This window comes from Perlucidibaca piscinae DSM 21586, assembly GCF_000420045.1.
Taxonomy (GTDB): domain Bacteria; phylum Pseudomonadota; class Gammaproteobacteria; order Pseudomonadales; family Moraxellaceae; genus Perlucidibaca; species Perlucidibaca piscinae.
Window position 1 is genome coordinate 683,952 of sequence record NZ_ATUE01000006.1, and the last position, 23,501, is coordinate 707,452.

A 23,501-nucleotide genomic window follows, 5' to 3' on the forward strand; every position below is an offset into this window, starting at 1 on the left:
ACGGAGCGGCCTGCCATGAAACGCCTGCTCTACATCGCCTGCCGCGACCCTTATCAGGATGCCCGCGCCCAGGAGCTGCTCGATGCTCTGCTGGTGGCGGCCAGCTTTGGCGCGCAGGTCAGCGTGCTGTTCCAGGACGAGGGTGTCTGGCAGCTGCTGCCGGACCAGCAGGCGGTCGTGCTCGGCCGCCGCACCCTGGGCGCGCAGCTGGAGGCGCTGCCGCTGTTCGAGGTCGATCAGCTCTATGTCGATGCCGATGCACTGGCGCAGCGCGGCCTGTCGCCGGAGAGCCTGCTGCTGCCGGTGCAGGCGCTGTCTGGCGAGGCCCTGCCCGACCTGCTGCGCCGCCATGACCAGGTGATCCGACTGTGAGCACCTCGGGAGATGCCCCTCTGAACACCCTGCATGTGCTGCATGACCCGTCGGCATTGCCGGCGTTGCGCCGCCTGTGGTCTGCCGGTGACAGCCTGCTGCTGGCCGGCGCGGCGGTGACGCTGGCCTGCCGTGCGGATGCCGCCCTGCCATCGCCCTGCCATGCCTGCGTCGAGGCCGTGCGAGCACGCGGCCTGTCGACACGTCTGCCAGCACACATGGCCACGGTGGATGCGGCCGGCTGGGTGGCACTGGCAGTTGCGCATGCGCGCAGCGTGAGCTGGTCATGACCGGGACTGGCGTGAACACGCCGGCGACCGCCCGGCAGACCAGTGTCACTGACGCGCAGGGCGCAACACCGTTCTGGGATGTCGCCCGGCTTGATCCGTCGCTGGCCGCGCCGGCGCAGTTCGACAGCGAGGGCTTCCTGCGGGATCTGGCGGACTGGAGCCCGGCGCTGGCGCACGGCATCGCGCGCTGCCTGGGCCAGGAGCTGACCCCAGAGCACGAGGCCGTGCTGGCCGCCTGTCGCGACTTCCACGCCCGCTACCAGCGCATGCCCACGACCCGGGTGTTCGTGAAATACCTGGGCGAAACCCTGGGGCCGCCGCACGGCAGCAGCATGACGCTGATGCAGCTGTTTCCCGACACCCCCATGCGGCGGGTGGCGCTGTGCGCCGGTCTGCCCAAGCCCCCCAACTGCTTCTGAACTGCTGGAGCCCTTGCCGTGGTCATGAAGAACCGCTACCTCGCCGCCGAGCATCCGTTCGCGCCCTATGTCCGCATTCTCGGCAAGGGCAAGACCTCGAGTCGCTCGCTGACGCTGGAGGAGGCGCGCGCGGCCATGGCCATGATTCTCGCCGGCGAGGTCGAGCCGGTGCAGCTCGGTGCTTTCCTCATGCTGCTGCGCGTCAAGGAGGAAAGCCCGGCCGAGCTGGCCGGCTTCGTGCTGGCCGCGCGTGACCGCATCGCGGCGGAGCGCGCAGCGGCATTGGCGGCAGCCGGCATCACGACACCGGTCTGCCCGGATCTGGACTGGTCGTCGTATGCCGGCAAGCGCAAGCACTACCCCTGGTTCCTGCTCGCGGTAAAGCTGCTGGTGGCCCATGGCGTGCGCGTGTTCATGCATGGGGCCAGCGGCCATACCCTGAATCGCCTCTACACCGAGGCCGTGCTGCCGCGACTGGGCCTGCGCCACTGCGCGGGCTGGGCCGATGCCGACCACAGCCTGCGCGACAGCGGCTTCGCCTACCTGCCACTGTCGCGGGTGAGCCCGGTGCTGGGCGACATCATCCAGCTGCGCAACGTGCTTGGTCTGCGCTCGCCGGTGCACACGCTGGCACGCCTGCTCAACCCGCTGGATGCCCCGGCGGTGCTGCAGGCCATCTTCCATCCCGCCTATCGCGAGTCGCACCAGCAGGCCGCCAGCCTGATCGGCTATGGCAACAGCTGCGTGATCAAGGGTGAGGGCGGCGAGATCGAGCGCAACCCGGACGGGCTCTGCCTGGCCAAGCAGATTGTCGATGGCGAGCTCCGCGAGGAGACCTGGCCAGCCCTGTTCCCGCAGCGTCATGAGGCCGAGGAAGCGTTTGACCCGGAGGTGCTGCTGGCCGTGTGGCGCGGCGAGCAGACACACGACTATGGCGAGATGGCCGTGATCGGCACGTTGGCGCTGGCGCTGCGGGTATTGCAGCGTGCCGCGTCACAGGATGACGCGCTGGCTCTGGCGAGCACCTGGTGGCAAGGGCGTGACCGCCACATCTGAGCCACTGCCCTGGCTGCGCTGGCGACACCGGGAGGTGCGTGACCTGGCCTGGGTCATCGGCAGCCCGCCTCTTCTGACTCAGCCGGGATGGCCTGACTCGGGTGACTGCCGGCACTGGCTGTCATGCAGCCAGGACTGGCTGGCCACCCTGGATGCCGACCCTGCTGCGCTGCTGGGCTTCCTGGCCGAGGCCCGCGACCATCGCCTGGGTCATGCCGTCGAGCGCCTGCTGTGCTTCTGGCTGAGCTGGCCGGACAACCCCTGCTACCGGCTGGTGGCACACCAGGTCGCCATCCGGGAGGACGGGCGCACGCTGGGCGAACTCGACTTCGTGGTGCGCAGCATGGCCACCGGCCAGCTTGAGCACTGGGAAATCGCCGTCAAGTTCTTTCTCGGGATTGCCCCCGGCGGCCGCCTGTGTGACTGGGTGGGTCCGGGATTGCGTGACCGTCTGGATCTCAAGGTTGCACGCCTGCTGACACATCAGCTGCCATTGGCACGAACCCCGCGTGCTCGCGCGGTGCTGGCCGGACTGCCCGGTGCTGACGGCGACGGGTTGTCGGCATCGCGTGCACTGGTCAAGGGTTGCCTGTTCTACCCGCTGGATGCCGACCTGCCCAGCTGGCAACCACACGGCACTGCCAGCGATCACCTGCACGGCTGGTGGGCAACGCAGGCAGACTTTCTCAGGCGCTTTGCGGAGACCGGACTGGCCTGGTCCCTGTTGCCCAAGGCGCATTGGCTGACACCACTCAGCGCTGGCGAGGCACCGGATGATCAGCGATGGATGAGCCCGGCCGAGCTGATCGCCCGACTGTCTGATGGCAGCCAGCGCGCCGTGATGGCGGTGATCGGCTGCCGCGACGGGCGTGAAGTGACGAGAGGCTTCGTGGCGCCGGCGGGCTGGCCCGCGGGCTGACGCACTGCGCTATTGCGTCAGTCGCGACAGACCGCGCCCTCGATCAGCAGGCGACGACGCTGTTCGCGGCCGGCGTCGCTGTCGACAGGCAGACTGACGCGGCCACGGGCGTTGATGACACGGTGCCAGGGCACCTCGGTGTCGTCGGGCAGCCGGCACAGCACGCGCGCCACCAGACGAGCGCCCTGCCCCAGCCCGGCCTGGCGGGCCACCTCGCCATAGCTCATGACCTCGCCGGCAGGAATGCTGCACACCACGGCCAGCACGCGGGCCAGGCGCTCTTCGGCCGGGGTCGGCAGGCCTGTGCTCATGCCGTGCTGCCATCGGCCGAGGGCACGCTGCCGCAGCCGGGACAGAAGCGCGCCAGCGCGGGCATTCGCACACCACAGCGGGTGCAGGGCATGAAGACCTTGAGACCGCAGTGCATGCAGAAGTTGCGCTGCGGGTCCTGCAGAGGGATGGCTCGCTCGCAGCCGGGACACAGGCCCTTGGCAAGACGGGTGTGGGTAAGCTCGTAGTCCAGCTGCTGACGACGCTGGGCATCCGGCAGTGCCTCCTGGGCCTGCTGCTGCTCCAGATAGCGACGCATGGCACGGATGGCGTAGTGCCCGAGCACGGCGGTCAGCAGCAGGCCGACGCCGTAGCGCACGTAGCCGCCGTAGCTGGGCAGGTAGGGCACCAGCTCGACGAAGAAGGCGAAGCCGGCAAAGAAGATGAAGCCCCAGACAAAGGGCCAGTAGGCACTGTGGCGTCGGCGCAGATAGAGCCAGCCAGCGATCACCAGCAGCGGCAGGGTCACCGCCAGACGCAGCAGGAAGACCTGCAGCTCGTTGCGACGCTGGGACTCCTGCCAGCGTGTCTGCGCCTGCTCCTGCAGGACCTGCAGTCGTCGCTGATCCTGCGAGCGACGCTGGTTGATGGCAAGCACGCCCTGCTGCTGCTGTTCGACACGCTGCTCCCAGTCACGCTCGCTGCGCTTCAGCGCTTCAAGATCACGGGTACGCGTCAGCAGATCGGGGTCGCGGGTCGCGGTGGACGTGGTCTGGCGGGTCTGCAGCCAGGCGGACAGGTTGTCACGGGCAGCGGCGGTCTGGTTGCGTGCCGCCTCCAAGAGCAGACGATCACGGGCCAGGGCCTCCTCGAGATCCGTGATTTCACGCTCGACGGATTTCAGGCGCTGCTGCAGCTGACCGGCCTCGGGCTGAGCCAGGAAGCTGTCAAAGGCGGGTGCCGGATGGGTTTGCGGCAGGTCACCGACAATCAGGCCGCCAAGCCCGATGAGGAAGCTGGCGAAGATCAGGGACAGCAGCCAGAGGCCGCGACGAAACCAGGTTTCAGACCAGCGCAGGGCTCGGCTCATGCAGGTTCAGCGCTCCAGGGCAACCACGGCCCGCCCCTGCTGCAAGGCGCGCTCATAGGCTGACATCAGGTCACGACTGATCGACAGCTTGGCCGGCGTGACGGTTTCGACGTGATCAATGACCACCGACTCCCAGCCTTCTTCCATGGCGGCGGTGGTGGCATCGGTGAAGTCGGTGCGATTGTCATACTGGGCCAGCATGACCACGAGATTCTTGCGCTCGCCGAACCTGCAGAAGGCCCGGGCACGCGGGGTGGCGACGGCATCGCCGGTATAGACCATGACTTTTTTCATGTCAGCGCCCTCATCCTTGAGTGTTCGCGGGTGACCGGCAGGGGCCGGCCATCTTCGTGACGAACCGTGACTGTTCATTTTTAGCACAGCTGCGGACATTTGGCGAACGCCGGTCAGATCAACGATAGACGCGGTCATGATCCCCGATATCGACCGGGACAATCTCGTCATCAGCAATCAGGAAATGAATGACGACACGGTAGCTGAGGTTGATGGATATCGAGTGCAGCTGACTCATGCGCCCTTCCAGCTTGTGCAGACGCAGGGACGGATGAAAGGGATCCAGCTCAAGCAGACTCATGGCCTTGCGGTATTGCGAGATCAGGGTCGGGTGACGCTTGAGGAATCTGGCGGCGCGGCGGTTGTAGACATCGGTATAAACGATGCAGTAGCGGCTCATGTGCTGATGCGCGCAATATGCTCATCGACACTGTCGCGATGCACGCGACCCGCAGCGAGATCCGCCTTGGCCTCAGCCAGCGCTGCATCCAGCTCCAGCTCTCGCAGACGGTCGTATGTCTCCATGGATAGCACCACGTAACGCGCCTGGCCACGTACCGTGATGATGGCCTCGCGATGAGCGCTCAGGGCTTCATCTAGTACCGGAACGCCTTTTACCTTGAGGTCATTGGCAGTGATCATGTGCATGGCACACCTCATCAAGCACGATTAGCAGCACGATTGTTCATGCTGACAAAAGTACCCCTAAACGTACCCCAAAACAACCAAGGTACCGTCGTGTATCCGTATGCACAGGCAATGAGCCCCAAAAAGCAGAAAACCCGCACAGGGCGGGCTTTCTGGGGTGTTTCCGATCATGCCTGGGCATATGGAAACTGTCATATGGCGCAGCGGACGGGACTCGAACCCGCGACCCCCGGCGTGACAGGCCGGTATTCTAACCGACTGAACTACCGCTGCGCGTCGGTTACACAATGACCCAAGAGCGTGGTGGGTGTTGACGGGATCGAACCGCCGACCCGCTCCTTGTAAGGGAGCTGCTCTCCCAGCTGAGCTAAACACCCGCTGCAGTCGCTGTGTGGGGCGCATTATAGGGGGAAGTTTCAGGCTGTCAAAAGGAAATTTCAGGCTTTTTCACTGACTGCCGCTTTTCTAGCCATGCGAGCCGGCGAGGTGCTCGCGCACAGCCTGTTCCGCCTGTGCGCGGCTGGCGTAGTGCCTGTCCCACTGCTGTCCCTGAGGCTCCACCACCACCCAGGCGGTGATGCGCAGGCTGAAGGTCTGACGATCCAGCTCGCCCCACTCCAGCACGCTGTAGCCGGTGTCATCGACTGGCCAGGCATTGCCGATCATGCCTGCTCCTCGATCAGCACGGGGGTGTTCAGCGGCACCTGGTCGAACAGGGCGATGAGGTCGCGATTGCGCAGGCGGATGCAGCCATGCGACAGCGGCAGGCCCATGGGCTCGCTGTCCGGCGTGCCATGCAGATAGATGTAGCGATGCAGGGTGTCGACCAGGGTGCCATCCGGCAGCCAGCCGCGATTGCGTCCGGATTCGTCGCCGGAGAGCCAGAGAATGCGGCTGAGTATCCAGTCGCGACCGGGGAAGCGGGCGTGCAGCTCGGGCGTCCAGACTTCGCCGGTCGGGCGGCGCCCGCGCAGCACGGCACCTTCGGGCAGGCCGTCGCCGATGCGGGCTCGGACATGGTGCCAGCCACGTGGCGTGCATTCGCTGCCGCTGCGCTCGCCCGCGCCCTTGCGGGCGGTGGACACCGGCAGGGTCAGCAAGGTGCGGTCGCCATCGCGCAGGCTGAGGCGCTGGCTGGCAATGTCGACATGCAGCCAGCGCCCGGATGGCAGCGGACGCTCCTCAGTGCAGGAGTCGCGGCTCATGGTCTTCGTCGGGATGGGCGAGCTGGTGAGTGGCCATCTGCACGCCGGCACCGACCATGGCGCGGGCGATGTCGCTGGTACGGCTGCCCAGCAGCAGGCGTGCCTCGGGCGAGAAGCGCACGCTCACCAGCGGCTCGCTGTCGGGTGCATCGCCGCTGCGACGCAGACAGACCTCGCCGTCGTCGGTCTCGGTCAGCTCGAGAAAAGCAAAATCAGTCATGAAGGTCCTGCGTCAGAATTCGACCAGCTCGGCGCGAAAATCGCGGATGGCCTGGGTCAGGGCCTGCTGGACATGGTGGAGACCGTCAAGGTCAGACGCGCTGAGGGGAGCATCCTCGCTGGTGTTGAACACCGGAATGGCCATGCGTGACGGCGAGTCTTCGTCGATGGCAATGTCGGTCAGCGCCACGGGCAGATAGCAGGCCGCCATGCGCTGGCGCAGCTGCGCCAGCCATGACCCGGGCTGTTCGGCCAGTTGCAGGAGGATTTCCGCCTCCGGCGAGACCTGGCCACGCTGGGCCATGGCAGCGGCCAGGGCTTCCGGGGTGCTCACCGCCGGCTGCACCTTGTAGAAGCGCGACAGCTCCTGCATGAAGGCGCCCAGTGCCGAGTGCAGATGCCAGATCGCGGCTTCGCGGCAGCTCAGTGCGCGCGGCTCGCTGTCAAAGGCGCTGCTGTCGGCGAGTGCTGCCTGCAGCTGCTCCAGCTGCAGGCGCGCGAAATAGATCTTCTGGTTGGTGCGCGCCGGATGGATGTTGCGTTCCTTGCTCATGATGACCTCACTCGTCGCCCTTGGCGGCCTTGCCAGGCTTGGGCGCGGTCACGGTCCAGCGACCGCCATCACAGAAGGCCTGCCAGCCGGTGGCCTTGCCGTTCTCGTCCTCGGTCATGACGTACTGCTCGCGGGTCTTGCGACTGAAGCGCAGCACGTAGGGGCGCCCCTCGGGGTCACGGGTCGGGGCATCCAGCAGATAATGGTGCTTGGGATCGAGCTGGTCACCCACCAGCTTGAGCTCCTCGATCAGCGGTGCGCGGGTCTCGCGGTTCTTGGGGAACTTGCTGGCGGCGAGGAAGAGACCGCTGGCGCCGTCACGCAGCAGGAAGTGGTCGTCGACCTTGGCGCAGCGCAGCATGGGCATGCTGATGGGCTCGGCCTTGGGTGGCGCCGCTTCGCCGTTGCGCAGCAGCTTGCGGGTGTTGCCGCAGCTGCTGCTGGTGCAGCCGAAATACTTGCCGAAGCGACCGGTCTTGAGCTGCATGTCGGCGCCGCACTTGTCGCACTCGATCAACGGGCCGTCATAGCCCTTGAGGCGATAGCTGCCCTCCTCCACCTCGTAACCGGCGCAGTCCGGGTTGTTGCCGCAGACATGCAGCTTGCGCTGTGCGTCAATCAGGTAGCTTTCCATCGCCGTGCCGCAGAGCCGGCAGCGGTGCTTGGCGCGCAGCTGCAGGGTCTCGGCTTCGTCTTCCTGATCCGCCGTGTCCGCGGAAATGGCAACCGCCTCGTCGCCACGCACCAGGTTGAGGGTGAACTTGCAGCGCTCCTTGGGCGGCAGCGCGTAGCCCGAGCACCCCAGGAAGACACCGGTGGATGCGGTGCGGATCTGCAGGGGACGACCGCACTGCTGGCAGGGCAGATCGGTCTGTACCGGCTGGTTGCGGCGCATGCCGTCCTCGTCCTGACCGGCCTTGTCGAGCTTGCGCTTGAAGTCCTCGTAGAAGCGGTCGAGCACCGCCTTCCAGTCTTCCGAACCTTCCGCGACCTTGTCGAGCTGGGCTTCGAGGTCGGCGGTGAAGGCGTAATCCATGAGGTTGCTGAAGTTCTCGCTGAGGCGGTCGGTGACGATGTCGCCCATTTTCTCGGCATAGAAGCGGCGATTCTCCAGGCGCACGTAGCCGCGCTCCTGGATGGTCGAGATGATGGCCGCGTAGGTCGAGGGACGACCGATGCCGCGCTTTTCCAGCTCGCGCACCAGGCTGGCTTCGGTGAAGCGGGCCACCGGCTTGGTGAAGTGCTGCTTCGGGTCCAGCGCCTGCAAGGCCAGCTTCTCGCCCACCGCGACATCAGGCAGCACGACGTCTTCCTTGTCCTTGCTGATGGCGCTCATGACCCGGGTGAAACCGTCGAAGCGCAGGATGCGGCCGCGCGTGCGCAGCTCGAAATCCCCGGCGGCCACGGTCAGGCTGGTGCTGGTGTACTCGGCATCGTTCATCTGGCAGGCCACGAACTGGCGCCAGATCAGCTCGTAGAGACGCTCGGCATCCTTCTCGAGGCCGTCGACCGTGCCCGGACGGGCGTTCACGTCGGAGGGACGGATGGCTTCGTGGGCCTCCTGCGCGCCTTCCTTGCTGCTGTAGGAAATCGGCTTGGCCGGCAGATACCTGCCACCGAACTGCTTGCCGATGAAGCCGCGCACCGCGTCCAGGGCATCCTGGCTGAGGTTGGTGGAGTCGGTACGCATGTAGGTGATGTGGCCGGCTTCGTACAGGCGCTGCGCCAGCGTCATGGTCTTCTTCACCGAGAAGCCGAGACGGGTGCTGGCGGCCTGCTGCAGGGTCGAGGTGATGAACGGTGCTGACGGCTTGCTGCGCGTCGGCTTGTCCTCGCGCTTGCTGACCGTGTAGGCGGCCTTCTGCAGCAGCGCGACAGCGGCCATGGCCTGCTGCTGGCTCACCGGCTTGAAGGCGTCACCGCCCTGCCGAGCTACCTCAAGGCGCAGGGCAGCCTGGCCGGGGGTCAGGGTGTCGGCCCAGATCTCCCAGAATTCTTCCGGCACGAAGGCACGGATCTCGCGCTCGCGTTCGACGACGAGACGCACGGCCACCGACTGCACGCGTCCGGCGGACAGGCCGCGGGCGATCTTTTCCCAGAGCAGCGGCGACACCATGTAGCCAACCACGCGATCGAGAAAGCGACGCGCCTGCTGGGCATTGACACGGTCGATGTTGAGCTCGCCCGGTTCCTTGAAGGCTTCGGTGATGGCGGTCTTGGTGATCTCGTTGAACACCACGCGCTTGTAGCGGCTGTCATCGCCACCGATGACCTCGCGCAGATGCCAGGCGATGGCCTCCCCTTCGCGGTCCAAGTCGGTGGCGAGATAGATGGTGTCCGCCGTCTTCGCCAGGGCCTTGAGCTCGCTGACCACCTTTTCCTTTCCGGGCAGCACTTCGTAGCGCGCCTTCCAGTGCTTTTCCGGATCGACACCCATGCGCGCCACGAGCGCGGCGCGCTGCTTGCCTTCCTTCTGCGCGGCCTTCTGTTCAGGACTGAGCTTGCGGGTCTCGGCAGCGGCCTTGGCACGTTCGGCCGGATCGCTGGCGGCGCCGCCACTGACAGGCAGGTCACGCACGTGACCGACGCTGGACTTCACGATGAAGTCCTTGCCGAGGTACTTGTTGATCGTCTTGGCCTTGGCCGGTGACTCAACGATGACCAGAGATCTGCCCATGGTGTCGGGAATTCCTTGCGGAGAAGCGGCGGCTGCCACTGAAGAGCGGCATATATAAGGGGGTGTTACGTCCCGGTCAAGCCGGCAGCTCGCGAAGGATGGCCAACATGGCGGGTACCGAGGCCGGATTGCCGTCCTCGCGCCAGTACACGGTGGCGCCATTTATCGATGCCTCCACGCCCAGCCAGCCAGCCGGTGCCGGGGTCGGCCACGGCATGGGCGCGAGCCAGGCCTCGGGCTTGCCGACCGGCTGCCAGTTGCCGAGACCGCCATGCCAGCGCCAGCGTCCGAGACGCGCCGTGGCCATGGGCAGGATGATCTGGTAGTGCCCGACCATGCGCTCACCGATCGGCAGCTGCAGCCACTCCGGGGCATGGCGCAGGGCGACGCTGAAGCCGGCCTGCTTGGCCTGCTGGCGTTGCGCCTCAAGCGCGCGCTCGCGGGGACTCGGACGCAGCCAGAGCAGATTGCCGATGATGACGCCGAGAACCAGCACCAGCACGATGACGAAGGTGGACATGAACTTCCTTGCAGGAACGGGAGGCTGGCCGACGTGGCAAGCGCAGGGCTCCAGTCTAGCAGACCGGCCCGCCCCGATAGCGCCGGACCGGCTGCGCAATCGCTCCGACCAATGGCGAACTGATCGCAAGGACAGCACTGTACATAAAAACAGCCATGCGCTATGGTCAGGACATGTTCATCCCAAGGAGTGTCCTCATGCAGGCACTGACGACCCGCCAGGCCGAGATCCTGGACTTCATCCGAGAATCCGTGGCTGACACCGGCATGGCACCAACCCGGGCCGAAGTCGCGCTCAAGTTCGGTTTCCGCTCCAAGACGGCTGCTGTCGACCATCTGCGCGCTCTTGAGCACAAGGGCTACATCAAGCTGCATGCCGACGTGTCACGCGGCATCCAGCTGCTGGTCGATGATGAGGAAGACACCGACCTGATTCCGGTGATCGGCTCGGTCGCCGCCGGCCTGCCGCTGGAAGCCGTGGAGAATCATGACCAGAGCCTGCCGGTGCCACGCGGGCTGTTCAGCAAGCGTCCGACCTATCTGTTGCGGGTGCGCGGCGAGTCCATGAAGGATGCCGGCATTCTCGACGGCGACCTGATCGCGGTCAGCAAGACCAGCATCGCACGGGCTGGCCAGATCGTCATCGCGCGCATCGACAACGAGGTGACGGTGAAATACCTCGATTACGAGAAGAAGATGGTCAAGCTGGTGCCGGCCAATCCGACCTTCGAGCCGCAGATCATCTCGCCGGACAAGGTGGTGATCGAAGGGGTGTTCGTGGGACTGATTCGCGACAGCTTCATGACCTGAGCCCTGCCCGTCAGACGCGGCGTACCAACACCGAGCCGATCGAGTAGCCGGCACCGAATGAGCAGATCAGCCCGAGATCACCGGGTGCCAGGTCATCGCGGTGATGATGAAAGGCAATGATGGAGCCCGCCGAGGCCGTATTGCCGTACTCGGCCAGAATCAGCGGTGCCTTGGTCGGGTCATGCCCCTTGCCCAGCACATGACGGGCAATGTAGTCGTTCATGTTGATGTTGGCCTGATGCAACCACAGGCGCGACATGCGTTCAGGTGCCACGTCCAATGACGTGAGCTGGTCGCGGATCAGCTCGGCGACCATGCCGCAGACCTCCTTGAACACCTTGCGTCCCTCCTGGCGGAAGAGCTTGTCGCGAGCATCCGGCGGAGTGTCTTCGCAACGATTGAGAAAGCCGAAATTGTTGCGGATGGCATTGGAGAATCGGGTTTTCAGGCGTGCGCCCAGCACCTCGTACTGGACCGGCGAGGTAGCCAGGTCAGCCGGCTCAAGCAGCACGGCCGTGGCAACATCGCCGAAGATGAAATGGCAGTCACGGTCGTCCCAGGCCAGATAGCCGGAGGGAATCTCCGGACACAGCACCAGCACGCGGGTGGCCATGCCGGAGCGTATGGCATCGACCCCGTTCTGCAGCGCGAAAGTGGCCGAGGAGCAGGCCACATTCATGTCATAGGCATAGCCGGTGCAGCCCAGCTCGCCCTGGACCTCGATGGCGACGGCCGGGTAGGCGCGTTGCAGCGCCGAGGTCGAGACAATGACCAGATCAACATCGGCAGCCTCGACACCAGCCTGCGCCAGCGCCGCACGCGCCGCTTCCACCGCCATTTCCGCCTGCACCGACAGGGCCTCGTCGGGCCGTGCCGCAACGCGGGGCACCAGGCGCTGCGGATCGAGCAGACCGTCGGCGGAAACCACATGGCGACGCTGGATGCCGGACGCCCGGCTGATGAAGTCGGCATCGGAACGGAGGCGCGGCGACAGGCGGGCAGCGCCGATGTCGGCTGCGTGTTCACGGTTCCAGGCATCCGTCGCCGCATTGAAGGCGGCCACCAGCGCATCGTTGTCGATGACCGCCTGGGGTACCGAAAGCCCGGTGCCGCTGATGACCACTGCCGTCATGCCACTCTCCTCCACCATGGATGCCGATGATCCGCAGCCCGTGGCTGCTCAGGAATTGGGCGATGGTAGTAGAGGCACGTCCCGGGCATGGCCCGCCCGGGCGTTTCTGTCGGGCACGATGGCTGATTCGTGCGCTGCAGTGACAGGGCCCGGGAAGTGGGGCTCCAGGAAAGACAAAGGCCACGCGGATGGCGTGGCCTCTGGCAGGACGCGCGGGACGGGATCGCCGTCCGCTGCACGAATCTGGTGTGGCGTCCGCAGGCGGACGCCGGCGCTCAGATGCGCTCGATGACGGTGGCGATGCCCTGGCCGAGACCGATGCACATAGTGGCGAGACCGAGCTGGGTGTCCTTCTGTTCCATCACGTTCAGCAGCGTGGTGGTGATGCGAGCACCGGAGCAGCCCAGCGGGTGACCGAGGGCGATGGCGCCGCCGTTGTGGTTCACCTTCTGGTCGATCTGGTCGAGCAGGTTGAGGCCCTTGAGCACGGCCAGGCCTTGGGCGGCAAAGGCTTCGTTGAGCTCGACGGTCTGGATGTCGTCAATGCTCAGGCCGGCACGCTTGAGCGCCTTCTGGGTGGCAGGCACCGGGCCCCAGCCCATGATGGCGGCTTCGCAGCCGGCCACGGCCATGGAGCGGATCTTGGCGCGCGGCTTCAGGCCCAGGGCCTGGGCACGTTCGGCGCTCATGATCAGCATCGCGGAGGCTCCGTCGGACAGTGCCGAGGAGGTGCCGGCGGTGACGGTGCCGCCCTTGGGATTGAAGGCCGGCTTCAGCGAGGCCAGCTGTTCCAGCGAGGCGTCCTGGCGGATCACTTCGTCGATGTCACAGAGCTGACGGAAACCGTTGGCGTCATGGCCTTCGATACCGATGATCTCGTTCCTGAAACGACCGTTGACCGTGGCGTCCCAGGCCTTCTGGTGCGAACGCAGACCCATCTGGTCCTGCATCTCGCGGCTGATGCCATTCATCATGCCGAGCATTTCGGCAGTCAGACCCATCATGTTCGAGGCCTTGGCGTAGTACTTGGACGCGGCCGGGTTGAGGTCGATGCCGTGCATCATGCCGACGTGGCCCATGTGCTCGACGCCACCGATGACGAAGACATCACCCTGGCCGGTCATGATCTGGGCGGCGGCCGTGTGCAGGGACTGCATCGAGGAGCCGCACAGGCGGTTCACGGTCTGGCCCGGCACGGTGCGCGGCAGCTCGGCGAGCATGGCGATGTTGCGGGCGATGTTCATGCCCTGTTCCAGGGTCTGGTTGACGCAGCCCCAGATCACGTCCTCGACTTCCTCGGGGTTGGCATTCGGGTTGCGGGCAAACAGCGCCTTCACCAGCTCGGCGGAGAGGGAGTCGGCGCGCACGTTGCGGAACATGCCGTTCTTGCTGCGGCCCATGGCGCTGCGCACGCCATCGACGATCACGACATCACGCGGATTCAAAGTAGTCATGTCTGGCTCCTGTCTCAGCCGAAGAATTTCTGGTTGTTGGCGGCCATGTCACGCAGCAGCTGCGGCGCCTCGTAGGCCTTGCCCAGGTGCGCATACTTCTCGCACAGCGCGACGTAGTTGCCGATGCCCATCTGGTCGACGTAGCGGCAGGCGCCACCACGGAACGGGGGGAAACCGATGCCCATGATCAGGGCCATGTCGGCTTCGGCCGGCGAGGCGACGATCTTCTCTTCCAGGCAGCGCGCGATTTCGTTGACCAGCGGCAGCATCAGGCGGGCGATGACCTCGTCAGCGTCGAACTCCTTGCGGGCACCGACGACCGGGGCGATCAGCTCGTAGGTGGTCGGGTCGACGACCTTCTTCGGCTTGCCCTTCTTGTCCTGCTCGTAGACGTAGAAGCCCTTGCCGTTCTTCTGGCCGTAGCGCTTGTTGTCGAACATGACTTCGGTGGCGGACTTGTAGTCCGGCTTCATGCGATCCGGGAAGCCTTCAGCCATGACATGCGCAGCGTGCACGCCGGTGTCGATGCCGACCACGTCGAGCAGGTAGGCCGGACCCATGGGCCAGCCGAACTTCTCCATGACCTTGTCGACGGCCTGGAAGTCGGCGCCGTCACGCACCAGCAGGTCGAAGCCGCCGAAGTACGGGAACAGCACGCGGTTGACCAGGAAGCCCGGGCAGTCGTTGACCACGATCGGGGTCTTGCCCATCTGCTGCGCCAGCTTCACGGTAGCGGCAACGGCTTCATCGGAGGACTGCTCGCCACGGATGACTTCGACCAGGGGCATCATGTGCACCGGGTTGAAGAAGTGCATGCCGACGAAGTTCTGCGGACGCTTGAGGGCCTTGGCCAGGTGGGTGATGGAGATGGTCGAGGTGTTGGACGCGAGGATGGCGTCCTCGGCGACAAGGCCTTCGACCTCGGCCAGCACGGCCTGCTTGACCTTGGCGTTCTCGACCACGGCTTCGATGACGACGTCGACGCTGCCGAAATCACCGTAGTTCAGTGTCGGACGGATGCTGGACAGCACCTTGCCCATCTTGTCGGCGGTCAAGCGGCCCTTGGCGACCTGGCCGGAAAGCAGCTTGGTGGCTTCGCCCATGCCCAGATCCAGGGCCTCGGTGCGAATGTCCTTCATGATGATCGGCGTACCCTTGCTGGCCGACTGGTAGGCGATGCCGCCACCCATGATGCCGGCACCGAGCACGGCGGCCTGCTTGACGGCCTTGGCCGACTTGGCCTCGTGCTTCTTGGAGGCTTTCTTGACGGCCTGGTCGGCCAGGAAGAGGCCGATCAGGGCGTTGGCCTGCGGTGTCACCGCAGCCTTGGCGAAGTACTGCGACTCGACCTTGAGGGCTTCATCGCGGCTCAGGTTGGCGTGAGCCTGCATGGCCTGCAGGGCCAGCTTGGGCGCCGGGTAGTTCGGGCCCGCCTTGCCGGCCACCACGGCAGTCGCCGTGTTGAAGGCCATCATCTGTTCCATGTTGTTGAGCTTGACCGGCGAGGTGCGCTCGCTGCGGCGGGCCTTCCAGTCCAGCTTGCCGGCGACGGCCTTGCTGACCAGGTCAATGGCGGCATCACGCAGCAGCTCGGGGGCGACCACGGCATCCACGGCACCGGCCTTGAGGGCGGCATCCGGACGCTGTTCGGCACCGGCGGCAATCCACTCGACGGCGTTGTCGATGCCGATCACGCGGCTCAGACGAACCGTGCCGCCGAAGCCCGGGAACAGGCCCAGCTTGACTTCCGGCAGACCGACCTTGGCGGCGCTGGACATGACGCGGTAATCGCAGGACAGGCACATCTCGAAGCCGCCGCCGAGGGCGATGCCGTTGATGGCGACCACGGTCGGCACCGGCAGGTCTTCAAAGGCGTTGAACATGGCGTTGGCCTGCAGCGTCCACTCGGCAACACGGCCCTCGCCTTCGGCGAACATGCCGCCGAACTCGGTGATGTCGGCGCCGACGATGAACACGCTCTTGGCCGAGGTGACGATGACGCCCTTGACCGAGGCGTCGGCCTTGATGGCAGCGGCGGCTTCACCCAGCTCGCGGACAGTGGTGGCGTTGAACTTGTTGACCGATTCGCCGGCGAGGTCGAAGGTCAGCTCGGCAATGCCGTTTTCCAGCGCTTGCACGCGGATGGCGGTTCCGGAAAAAATCATGCAGGGTTCTCCTGTGACAGGGTAATAACGCGTACCCGCCGGCTGCATGCGCCGGTCATCCGGGTGGCGAGTGCAGCGAGTGTACGCAAAACAGCGGGTTTTGACAGAATCTGTCAGGTTCAAAGCGGCCACATTTTGTGACCGCCCGGTCAATCAATTGCCCTTGGCTTGCGTCAGCGCTTTCGCCGCCGCCGCTTCCTCGGGCTTGTCATCGTCGTCATCGTCCTTCTCGGCGTCATGCCAGACGGCAAAGCGCTCGGCCACCGCCGCAAACACGGAGCCCTCCGGGTAGTTGCCTTCCTTGTCCAGCATGCCGGCCGGCTTGCCCAGCAGCAGCGCCACCGCCTCCTCCACCTGGCTGACGGCATGGATGCGGAACTTGCCGGCACGCACCGCGTCCAGCACTTCGTCGCGCAGCATCAGATGGCGCACGTTCTGCACCGGAATGATGACGCCCTGCTCGCCGGTCAGCCCCTTGAGCTGGCAGGCAGCGAAGAAGCCCTCGATCTTCTCGTTGACGCCGCCGATGGGCTGGACCTCGCCAAACTGGTTGACCGAGCCGGTGATGCCCCATGACTGCCTGACCGGCAGCTTGCCAATGGCCGAGAGCAGGCCGCAGAGCTCGCCCAGCGATGCCGAGTCGCCATCCACGCCGGAATAGGACTGCTCGAAGGCGATGTTGGCGGCGAAGCGCAGCGGATGCTCGGCGCCGAAGCGCGCCTTCAGGTAGCTGGTGAGGATGAGCACGCCCTTGGAGTGGATGGCGCCACCGAGCTCGACATCACGCTCGATGTCGGTGATCTCGCCACCGCCATAATGCGCGGTAACCGAAATGCGCGACGGCAGGCCGAAACTGGCATCGCCATAGCTGACCACGGTGAGGCCATTGACCTGGCCCACCACCTCGCCCTCGCACGAGAACAGCTGGCTGCCCTTGCCGATGTCCTCCAGATAGAGACGGCGAATGCGGTCATGACGGCGCTCGCGACCCTGCAGGGCCTGCAGGACATGGCCCGAGGTGATGCAGTCGGCGCCCTGCAGGCCGGCACAGTAGTTGGCTTCACGCAGCAGATCGGCAGCGCTGCGGGCATGCAGCGAGAGCAGGTCCTGGTCATCGGCCGTGCGTGCGCTCTCCTCGATGAGTCGGGCGACGCCGCTGCGATCCAGCGGCAGCAGCTGTTCCTGGCGCGCGATGTCGGCGAGGAAATGGGCGTAGGTGAGCTCGTTCTCCGGCGTGCGCGGCATGTCGGACTCGAAGTCGGCGCGCATCTTGAACACGGTTTCCAGCTCGGGATCGAACTCCTGCAGCAGATAGAAGGTCTCGCGATCGCCGAGCAGCACCAGCTTGAGGTTGAGCGGAATGGGCTCGGGCTCCAGCGACACCGTGCCGGTGAGGGTCAGCATCTGCTCCAGCGACGACAGCTTGAGCGACTTGGCACGCAGGGCGCGCTTCAGGCTCTGCCAGGCGTACGGATGCTCGAGCACCTGCTCGGCCTCGATGATGAGGAAGCCGCCGTTGGCACGGTGCAGGGCGCCGGGACGGATCAGGGTGAAGTCGGTGGCCACCGTGCCCATGTAGGTGACCTGCTCGACATGACCCAGCAGGTTGTAGTGCGTGGGCAGATCCTCGACGATGACCGGCGCGCCCTGCTTCGGATCACGACTGACGATGGCGTTGACCTGGTAGCGCACCGGCGGCAGGTACTCGCCAGCTTGCCCCACGGATACCGTGGCATCCTGGTTGTCGCCGGCATTGAGCACCAGCTCGAGGTGATCAAGCAGGTCGCTGCGGTAGGCCTTGAGGTAGACCACCAGTTGCGGATGCGCCTGGTACTTCTCGGTCAGCCGGCTCAGGATGGGGTCGATGACGGCCAGCGCGACTTCCTCGTTGAGGGTGTCGATATGCTCGCGGTTGCGCTCCTCGATCTGGTCAAGCTTGCGCGCCACCTTGCGCAGGCGGTTGTCCATGTCGGTCATGGCCTCCTTGAGGCGCTGCTGGCGCGCCGGAGGCAGCTGTGACATCGCCTCCATGGCCATGACGTCACCATTCTCCGCCATGGGCGAGAAGCCGTAGCCACCGGGTGTGCGCAGCACCAGCTTGACGCCTTGCTTCTCGGCAATGGCGGCGAGCTGGGTCAGGGCATCCTGCTGCACGCGGGCAAGCTCGCCCTTGAGGCCTTCGCGGCGCTCCTGGTAGCGCTCGCTCTCAAAGGCCGCCATGATGCGTTCGGACAGCTTGCGCCAGGCCTTGTGGATGTCCTGCTTGAACGAGGTGCCCAGCCCGGCCGGGAGCTCGATGGCCTGCGGATAGCGCGGATCCTTGAAGTTGTTGACATAGATCCAGTCTGACGGGGCCGTGCGCTGACGCGCGACCGACTCCAGGTAACGACGAATCATGGTGCCCTTGCCAAGGCCGTTGTGGCCGATGGCAAACAGGTTGTAGCCGTCATGCGGCATGGCCACGGCCATTTCCACCGATTCGCGGGCACGCTCCTGACCGAGAAAGTCGGTGACCGGCTTGAGTCGACGCGTGTTGCGGAAGGGCAGATTCTTCAGGGGCGTGGCGCGATAGAGCTGGCTGATTGCAAGAGGCTTGGACAAGAAGAAAGTCTCCGGCAAGGCGACCCTGCGGATCCGGGTCGAATGCCCTGAGTGTAGCCGACACGGGCCGGCGCTGGCACCTGCCACAGACCACCGGTGCCTGCGGCAGAGCGCCGCCTGCGCGACTCAGCCGGTACGAGCGGGAATCGCGTAGGTGCCGGTAGCCTGCGCAACTGGCGCATCCTGCCCCTCGGCATGAATCAGCACGTCAATGACGGCCGAGCTGCGGCCAAGACGCAGGAAGCGCGCGCTGGCAACCAGGTCGGCATCACGTGGCTTGTTGAGAAAATGGATGTTGAGGTTCTGCGTCACTGCCAGCCCTACCGGACCCAGACGCGCCAAGATGAGGGCATACATCGCCGTATCTGCCAGCGCCATCATGGTTGGCCCGGAGATGCTGCCGCCCGGACGGATGGCGCCGGCGTCATAGCGCCAGCGCACCTGCACGGCCTCGTCGGCCACCTGGTTCACATGGTAGCCCGCGGCACGAAACGCCGGAATGCCGGCATCAATGAAGGCATTGAGCTGGTCGGTGGTCATCTGCATGGTGACGGACATGGCAGGCACTCGATGGGAAAGCATGATGCCGCGGATATTACATAAATATCACCAAAGCGGCAGCATCAATAATTTATTGATGACGCACGCCGCCTGAAGACGGCATTTCCGGCCATGCGGGAACACCAACGCTGGGTGGAAGAAGGAAATCACGGCCGGCATGTCCCGTCAGCCATCGCTGACAAATGATGGTCAGTCGCCCTGCCCCTTCGTACAATGCCGGGCTTCACTCTCCAGCCATTGATCCGGGAACCGTCATGCGCGCCAGTCGCTACCTGCTTGCCACCCTTCGTGAAACCCCGGCCGACGCCGAGGTCATCTCGCACCAGCTCATGCTGCGCGCCGGCATGATTCGCAAGGTCGCCACCGGCCTCTACAACTGGCTGCCGCTGGGCAATCGCGTGCTGAAGAAGGTAGAGCGCATCGTGCGTGAGGAGATGGATCGCGCCGGTGCGCTGGAAGTGCTGATGCCGGTGACGCAGCCGTCGGAGCTCTGGGAGGAGTCCGGCCGCTACGTGCAATACGGGCCCGAGCTGCTGCGCTTCAAGGATCGCCATGACCGCCTCTTCGTGCTTGGCCCGACGCACGAGGAGGTGATCACCGACCTCGCGCGCAACGAGCTGCAGAGCTACAAGCAACTGCCGATGAACCTGTACCAGGTGCAGACCAAGTTCCGCGACGAGATCCGCCCGCGCTTCGGCGTCATGCGCTCGCGTGAATTCATCATGAAGGATGCCTACTCCTTCCACGTCGACCAGGCCTCGTTGCAGCAGACCTATGACGTGATGTACGACGCCTACTGCCGTATCTTCACCCGACTGGGCCTGGACTTCCGCCCGGTGCAGGCCGACACCGGATCCATCGGCGGCACCGGCTCGCATGAATTCCATGTGCTGGCCAGCTCGGGCGAGGATGACATCGCCTTCTCCAACGCCTCCGACTACGCAGCCAACATCGAGATGGCCGAAGCCCTTGCGCCGACCGCGCCGCGCGCCGCCGCCGGCGAAACCATGACGCAGGTCGCCACTCCAACGCAGACCGCCTGCTCCGATGTCGCCGCCCTGCTCGGCCTTGCCGTGACCCGGACCGTGAAAGCGGTTGCCGTGGTGGCGCCGGTACCGGTGGATGCCGAGACCCTGAAGGCCAACCCCAAAGCAGAACCGGCTCAGCGCTTCTTCCTGTTCCTGCTGCGCGGCGATCATGACCTCAACGAGATCAAGGCCGGCAAGCTCGACGGCCTCAAGGACTTCCGCCTCGCCACGGAAGCTGAAATCGTCGCCGCCCTGGGCTGCGTACCCGGCTTCATCGGTCCGGTCGGTGTCGCCGCCAATGTCACCGTGATCGCCGACCGCACCGTGGCCGCCATGAGCGACTTCGTCTGCGGCGCCAACCAGGCCGGCTTCCACCTGACCGGGGTCAATTTCGGTCGCGACCTGCCGGAGCCGGCGCTGGTCGCCGACATTCGCAACGTTGTCGAAGGCGATCCCTCGCCCTGCGGCAGCGGCACGCTGGTAATCAAGCGCGGCATTGAAGTCGGGCACATCTTCCAGCTCGGCAAGAAGTATTCCGAGGCACTGAACTGCCGCGTGCTGGGCGAGGATGGCAAGCCGCTGGTGGTGACCATGGGGTGCTACGGCATCGGCGTCACCCGCGTGGTGGCCTCGGCCATCGAACAGAACCACGACGACAAAGGCATCATCTGGCCGGACGCCATCGCGCCCTTCCAGATCGCCATCGTGGCCATGAACTGGGCCAAGTCGGTACGCATCCAGGACGAGAGCCTCAAACTCTACGAGCAGCTCACCGCCGCCGGCTATGACGTGTTCCTCGATGACCGCAACGAACGCCCCGGCGTGAAGTTCTCCGACATCGAACTGATCGGCATTCCGCACCGCATCGTGGTCGGCGAAAAGGGCCTCGATGCCGGCACGCTGGAGTACAAGGGTCGCCGAGATGCCGAATCGCAGGATGTTCCCGTGGCGGGCCTGATGGACTTCCTGGCGGCTCGCGTGGCGCGCTGACGCGTGTTTCAGCCTCATCGCTGACATGAAAAAGGCGCCCCGCAGGGCGCCTTTTTCATGAACTGAGCGTGGCTGCCGGAGCAGCCAGCAACTCAGCCGCTGCAGCTTGAGCCAGTGAGTCCGACCAGCAGCTCGCCAAGCACCGGAATCGCGCACAGCTGGCTGGGGTCGGCCAGGTCAGCAGGATCGGCCGGAAGGCCCGGGATCGACGGGGCCGTGCTGCCGCCGTCACCGCAGTCACCACCGCTGGCCGCAACGATCTGCGCACCAATCACGGGAATGGCACACAGCGCGGTGGCATCCGGAAGACCGGTGCCGCCACCCGCGCCCGAACAGTCCTCACCGAGCGCGGAGACCAGTTGCGGCCCCAGTTGCGGAATGGCGCACAGCTGGGTCGGGCTGAGCTCGGCCGGCAAAGGCGAGGAAGACGGCGCATCTCCGCAGGTGCCGCCAGCGGCGTTCACCAGCGCTTCGCCGATCGTCGGAATGACGCAGAGCTGACCGGCACTGATGGGCGACTCGCCACCACCGGCATCCGGACAGGACTCGCCTGCAGCCTGGACAAGTGCCGGACCGATGCCAGGCAGGGCACACAGCTGGGTTGCGCTGATCGGACTGGGCTCGGCGTCATCACAGTTGCTGCCTGCACCTTCGGCAATCGCGGGGCCCAGCGTGGGAATCGCGCAGAGTTGAGAAGCACTGACCGTGCCACCGGTACCCGGGGTCACGGCAGGAGGATTGTTGCTGCCGTCGTCCGCATTTTCCGGCAGGGTGAGATCGTCGTCTTCGGCCTGGCAGGCGGAGAGCGCGAGCACGGAAGCCACGCAGAATGACACGGCAATACGCTTGAACATGAGAAACCTCTTCTTGTTGTTGTGTGTTCCTGAGTCAAGGATAGCCATAAAATCCTCAAATGGACAATTGTTCGTTTATCAACCGTTGCCGGCTCATTCCCCGTGCACTGCCTGCACGTCTGGTCAAAAAACGCCCCACAGGACTTGCATGCCGCAGCGCATGTCGTACAATGCGCGCCTCACAGCGCAGCATTCAGGCGTTCGTGGGCGATTAGCTCAGGGGGAGAGCACTACCTTCACACGGTAGGGGTCACTGGTTCGATCCCAGTATCGCCCACCACTTCAGAAACCCGTTGAACCTTGCGTTCAGCGGGTTTTTCTTTTGAGCAATGCGATTTGCTGTCAATTCACCGGAATTTGGTGGCCTTGTCATCGGATGCTGTATCTGCATCGGAAAATCGTCTAATATATCGATTAATACGTATTGTATTTGGCATGAACCCTTTGCAATTCCATTTCGTGACAGATATAAATTCGGCTTATATTTTCCAGCGGAGCACGGATCATGGATTTTTCCCAATATTCCATTGAGCAGCTTGAATCATTCCAGGTTGCCATCAGCAAGGAAATCACCAGCAAGCGCGAACAGAAACGGCGTTCGCTGATGAGCGACATGGAGCGCCTTGCCCGGGAAGCCGGCGTTTCGCTGACCGAGCTGTTCGGCGAGGCCGCCGCACCGGCGAACACGAAGAAAGCCGTCAAGGCCAAGGGGTCCGTCGCTGCCAAGTACCGCAATCCCAATGATGCCAGCCAGACCTGGACTGGCCGCGGGCGTCAGCCGCTGTGGGTCGCCGCCCTGCTTGCCTCGGGCAAGACACTGGACGATCTGGCTATCTGACATCAGGCCATCAACCTGGTTGACGATAATACGCCCGGCAATCCGGGCGTTTTTCTGACGATGATTCGTGGCTTTTCCGATCCGGTTATCCATCATGGCACCTCATGTGCAGCGGCATTGAATATCTGGATGCATTGATCACCTGGCAGAACGAGCCCGTAAAACTGCCTGTTCGGCTGCGAAACGGCGACATCACCTGGATACGCTGGGGTGAATTGCATGGCAGGCAAAGTTCATTTGTGCATGGCCCCTGCGCCCGCCTGGATTCGATCCAATCCGGCAAATGGGATCGCTTTCAGCCGCAGCCGGTGAAAATACCTCTTGCCCGCTACATGGAGCGTGATTCACGCGGGACTCCCGTCTGGATCAAGGTCAATCCCGGTCAGCACCTGCAGGGACTGATCGCCACCTGGCAAGGTGAGCAGCGGATCTATGTCGTGACCGTTGAGACGCCAAAAAACTTCCGTCACGTGCAGCCTCGGTGGCCCAGGCTTCTGGACTAACCTCTACAATCGCGACCTTTCCGTTGGCTTGAGT

Annotated in this window: 26 protein-coding genes and 3 tRNA genes; 10 read left to right on the forward strand and 19 right to left on the reverse strand. The window is 64.8% G+C overall.

What is annotated here, in order from left to right:
• The first annotated feature begins 15 nt into the window (after nucleotides 1-15).
• The 5 genes from tusC to F595_RS13270 are packed head-to-tail and all read left to right on the forward strand — an operon-like array spanning nucleotide 16 to nucleotide 3,056.
• Nucleotides 16-372, forward strand: a complete 357-nt coding sequence (tusC, locus tag F595_RS0107295; protein ID WP_022956217.1) for a sulfurtransferase complex subunit TusC — start codon at nucleotides 16-18, stop codon at nucleotides 370-372.
• A complete protein-coding gene (locus F595_RS0107300; protein WP_022956218.1) occupies nucleotides 369-662 on the forward strand; it encodes a DsrH/TusB family sulfur metabolism protein in 294 nt (97 codons plus the stop codon). The genes tusC and F595_RS0107300 overlap by 4 nt, the downstream gene beginning before the upstream one ends.
• On the forward strand, nucleotides 659-1,081 hold the full coding sequence (locus F595_RS0107305; protein ID WP_022956219.1) for a TusE/DsrC/DsvC family sulfur relay protein: 423 nt from the start codon (nucleotides 659-661) through the stop codon (nucleotides 1,079-1,081). The genes F595_RS0107300 and F595_RS0107305 overlap by 4 nt, the downstream gene beginning before the upstream one ends.
• A gap of 24 nt (nucleotides 1,082-1,105) precedes the next feature.
• Nucleotides 1,106-2,137 carry a glycosyl transferase family protein gene (locus F595_RS0107310; RefSeq protein ID WP_040568365.1) on the forward strand — a complete coding sequence of 344 codons (1,032 nt, stop codon included), beginning with the start codon at nucleotides 1,106-1,108 and terminating at the stop codon, nucleotides 2,135-2,137.
• Nucleotides 2,121-3,056 (forward strand): DUF1853 family protein, encoded by a 936-nt coding sequence (locus tag F595_RS13270; protein WP_022956221.1) that lies wholly within the window; start codon nucleotides 2,121-2,123, stop codon nucleotides 3,054-3,056. The genes F595_RS0107310 and F595_RS13270 overlap by 17 nt, the downstream gene beginning before the upstream one ends.
• Nucleotides 3,057-3,073: 17 nt before the next feature.
• Here F595_RS13270 and F595_RS13275 read toward each other — a convergent pair whose 3' ends face one another.
• The 13 genes from F595_RS13275 to F595_RS0107380 form a co-directional block, all read right to left on the reverse strand.
• A complete protein-coding gene (locus F595_RS13275; RefSeq protein WP_022956222.1) occupies nucleotides 3,074-3,367 on the reverse strand; it encodes an MGMT family protein in 294 nt (97 codons plus the stop codon).
• The gene (locus tag F595_RS0107325; protein WP_022956223.1) at nucleotides 3,364-4,416 is read right to left on the reverse strand and encodes a double zinc ribbon domain-containing protein; all 1,053 of its coding nucleotides are present in this window, start codon (nucleotides 4,414-4,416) and stop codon (nucleotides 3,364-3,366) included. Before F595_RS0107325 ends, F595_RS13275 begins: the two co-directional genes overlap by 4 nt.
• 6 nt (nucleotides 4,417-4,422) lie before the next feature.
• Nucleotides 4,423-4,710, reverse strand: coding sequence for a hypothetical protein (locus F595_RS0107330; RefSeq protein ID WP_156873821.1), 288 nt, complete (start codon nucleotides 4,708-4,710; stop codon nucleotides 4,423-4,425).
• Between the two features lie 118 nt (nucleotides 4,711-4,828).
• Nucleotides 4,829-5,110, reverse strand: coding sequence for a type II toxin-antitoxin system RelE/ParE family toxin (locus tag F595_RS0107335; RefSeq protein WP_022956225.1), 282 nt, complete (start codon nucleotides 5,108-5,110; stop codon nucleotides 4,829-4,831).
• Complete coding sequence (locus F595_RS0107340) at nucleotides 5,107-5,358, reverse strand: type II toxin-antitoxin system prevent-host-death family antitoxin (protein WP_022956226.1); 252 nt, start codon at nucleotides 5,356-5,358, stop codon at nucleotides 5,107-5,109. Before F595_RS0107340 ends, F595_RS0107335 begins: the two co-directional genes overlap by 4 nt.
• 196 nt (nucleotides 5,359-5,554) lie before the next feature.
• Nucleotides 5,555-5,631 (reverse strand) — tRNA-Asp (locus tag F595_RS0107345).
• A 28-nt stretch (nucleotides 5,632-5,659) separates the two neighbouring features.
• A tRNA-Val gene (locus F595_RS0107350) sits at nucleotides 5,660-5,735 on the reverse strand.
• A gap of 88 nt (nucleotides 5,736-5,823) precedes the next feature.
• Complete coding sequence (locus tag F595_RS13280) at nucleotides 5,824-6,024, reverse strand: hypothetical protein (protein ID WP_022956227.1); 201 nt, start codon at nucleotides 6,022-6,024, stop codon at nucleotides 5,824-5,826.
• The gene (locus F595_RS0107360) at nucleotides 6,021-6,563 is read right to left on the reverse strand and encodes a L,D-transpeptidase (protein WP_022956228.1); all 543 of its coding nucleotides are present in this window, start codon (nucleotides 6,561-6,563) and stop codon (nucleotides 6,021-6,023) included. Before F595_RS0107360 ends, F595_RS13280 begins: the two co-directional genes overlap by 4 nt.
• Nucleotides 6,541-6,783, reverse strand: coding sequence for a hypothetical protein (locus tag F595_RS13285; RefSeq protein WP_022956229.1), 243 nt, complete (start codon nucleotides 6,781-6,783; stop codon nucleotides 6,541-6,543). Before F595_RS13285 ends, F595_RS0107360 begins: the two co-directional genes overlap by 23 nt.
• Nucleotides 6,784-6,795: 12 nt before the next feature.
• A complete protein-coding gene (locus tag F595_RS14205) occupies nucleotides 6,796-7,335 on the reverse strand; it encodes a DUF6586 family protein (protein WP_022956230.1) in 540 nt (179 codons plus the stop codon).
• Between the two features lie 7 nt (nucleotides 7,336-7,342).
• Entirely contained in the window at nucleotides 7,343-10,012 is a 2,670-nt protein-coding gene (topA, locus tag F595_RS0107375; protein ID WP_022956231.1) for a type I DNA topoisomerase, read from the reverse strand.
• Nucleotides 10,013-10,088: 76 nt separating this feature from the next.
• The gene (locus F595_RS0107380; protein WP_022956232.1) at nucleotides 10,089-10,532 is read right to left on the reverse strand and encodes a hypothetical protein; all 444 of its coding nucleotides are present in this window, start codon (nucleotides 10,530-10,532) and stop codon (nucleotides 10,089-10,091) included.
• Nucleotides 10,533-10,729: 197 nt separating this feature from the next.
• On the opposite strand from F595_RS0107380, the gene lexA reads away from it, so the two are divergent.
• Nucleotides 10,730-11,341, forward strand: a complete 612-nt coding sequence (lexA, locus tag F595_RS0107385; protein WP_040568157.1) for a transcriptional repressor LexA — start codon at nucleotides 10,730-10,732, stop codon at nucleotides 11,339-11,341.
• Between the two features lie 10 nt (nucleotides 11,342-11,351).
• Here lexA and F595_RS0107390 read toward each other — a convergent pair whose 3' ends face one another.
• The 5 genes from F595_RS0107390 to F595_RS0107410 form a co-directional block, all read right to left on the reverse strand.
• The gene (locus tag F595_RS0107390) at nucleotides 11,352-12,473 is read right to left on the reverse strand and encodes a beta-ketoacyl-ACP synthase III (RefSeq protein WP_026913344.1); all 1,122 of its coding nucleotides are present in this window, start codon (nucleotides 12,471-12,473) and stop codon (nucleotides 11,352-11,354) included.
• A gap of 275 nt (nucleotides 12,474-12,748) precedes the next feature.
• The gene (fadA, locus tag F595_RS0107395; protein ID WP_022956234.1) at nucleotides 12,749-13,927 is read right to left on the reverse strand and encodes an acetyl-CoA C-acyltransferase FadA; all 1,179 of its coding nucleotides are present in this window, start codon (nucleotides 13,925-13,927) and stop codon (nucleotides 12,749-12,751) included.
• Between the two features lie 14 nt (nucleotides 13,928-13,941).
• Entirely contained in the window at nucleotides 13,942-16,092 is a 2,151-nt protein-coding gene (gene fadB, locus F595_RS0107400) for a fatty acid oxidation complex subunit alpha FadB (protein WP_022956235.1), read from the reverse strand.
• Nucleotides 16,093-16,245: 153 nt separating this feature from the next.
• Nucleotides 16,246-18,693 carry an ATP-binding protein gene (locus F595_RS13295; RefSeq protein WP_022956236.1) on the reverse strand — a complete coding sequence of 816 codons (2,448 nt, stop codon included), beginning with the start codon at nucleotides 18,691-18,693 and terminating at the stop codon, nucleotides 16,246-16,248.
• 126 nt (nucleotides 18,694-18,819) lie between these two features.
• Complete coding sequence (locus F595_RS0107410) at nucleotides 18,820-19,251, reverse strand: PaaI family thioesterase (protein ID WP_022956237.1); 432 nt, start codon at nucleotides 19,249-19,251, stop codon at nucleotides 18,820-18,822.
• Nucleotides 19,252-19,508: 257 nt separating this feature from the next.
• On the opposite strand from F595_RS0107410, the gene F595_RS0107415 reads away from it, so the two are divergent.
• Nucleotides 19,509-21,272: a proline--tRNA ligase gene (locus F595_RS0107415; protein ID WP_022956238.1), complete on the forward strand. Its 1,764-nt coding sequence runs from the start codon at nucleotides 19,509-19,511 to the stop codon at nucleotides 21,270-21,272.
• A 92-nt stretch (nucleotides 21,273-21,364) separates the two neighbouring features.
• Here F595_RS0107415 and F595_RS0107420 read toward each other — a convergent pair whose 3' ends face one another.
• Complete coding sequence (locus F595_RS0107420; RefSeq protein ID WP_022956239.1) at nucleotides 21,365-22,126, reverse strand: hypothetical protein; 762 nt, start codon at nucleotides 22,124-22,126, stop codon at nucleotides 21,365-21,367.
• Between the two features lie 205 nt (nucleotides 22,127-22,331).
• Here F595_RS0107420 and F595_RS0107425 point away from each other — a divergent pair.
• From F595_RS0107425 to F595_RS14655, 3 genes are all read left to right on the forward strand, one after another.
• Nucleotides 22,332-22,406, forward strand: a tRNA-Val gene (locus F595_RS0107425).
• 225 nt (nucleotides 22,407-22,631) lie between these two features.
• Nucleotides 22,632-22,964 carry an H-NS histone family protein gene (locus F595_RS0107430; protein WP_022956240.1) on the forward strand — a complete coding sequence of 111 codons (333 nt, stop codon included), beginning with the start codon at nucleotides 22,632-22,634 and terminating at the stop codon, nucleotides 22,962-22,964.
• 104 nt (nucleotides 22,965-23,068) lie between these two features.
• Nucleotides 23,069-23,467, forward strand: coding sequence for a hypothetical protein (locus F595_RS14655; RefSeq protein ID WP_022956241.1), 399 nt, complete (start codon nucleotides 23,069-23,071; stop codon nucleotides 23,465-23,467).
• The last annotated feature ends 34 nt before the right edge of the window (nucleotides 23,468-23,501 follow it).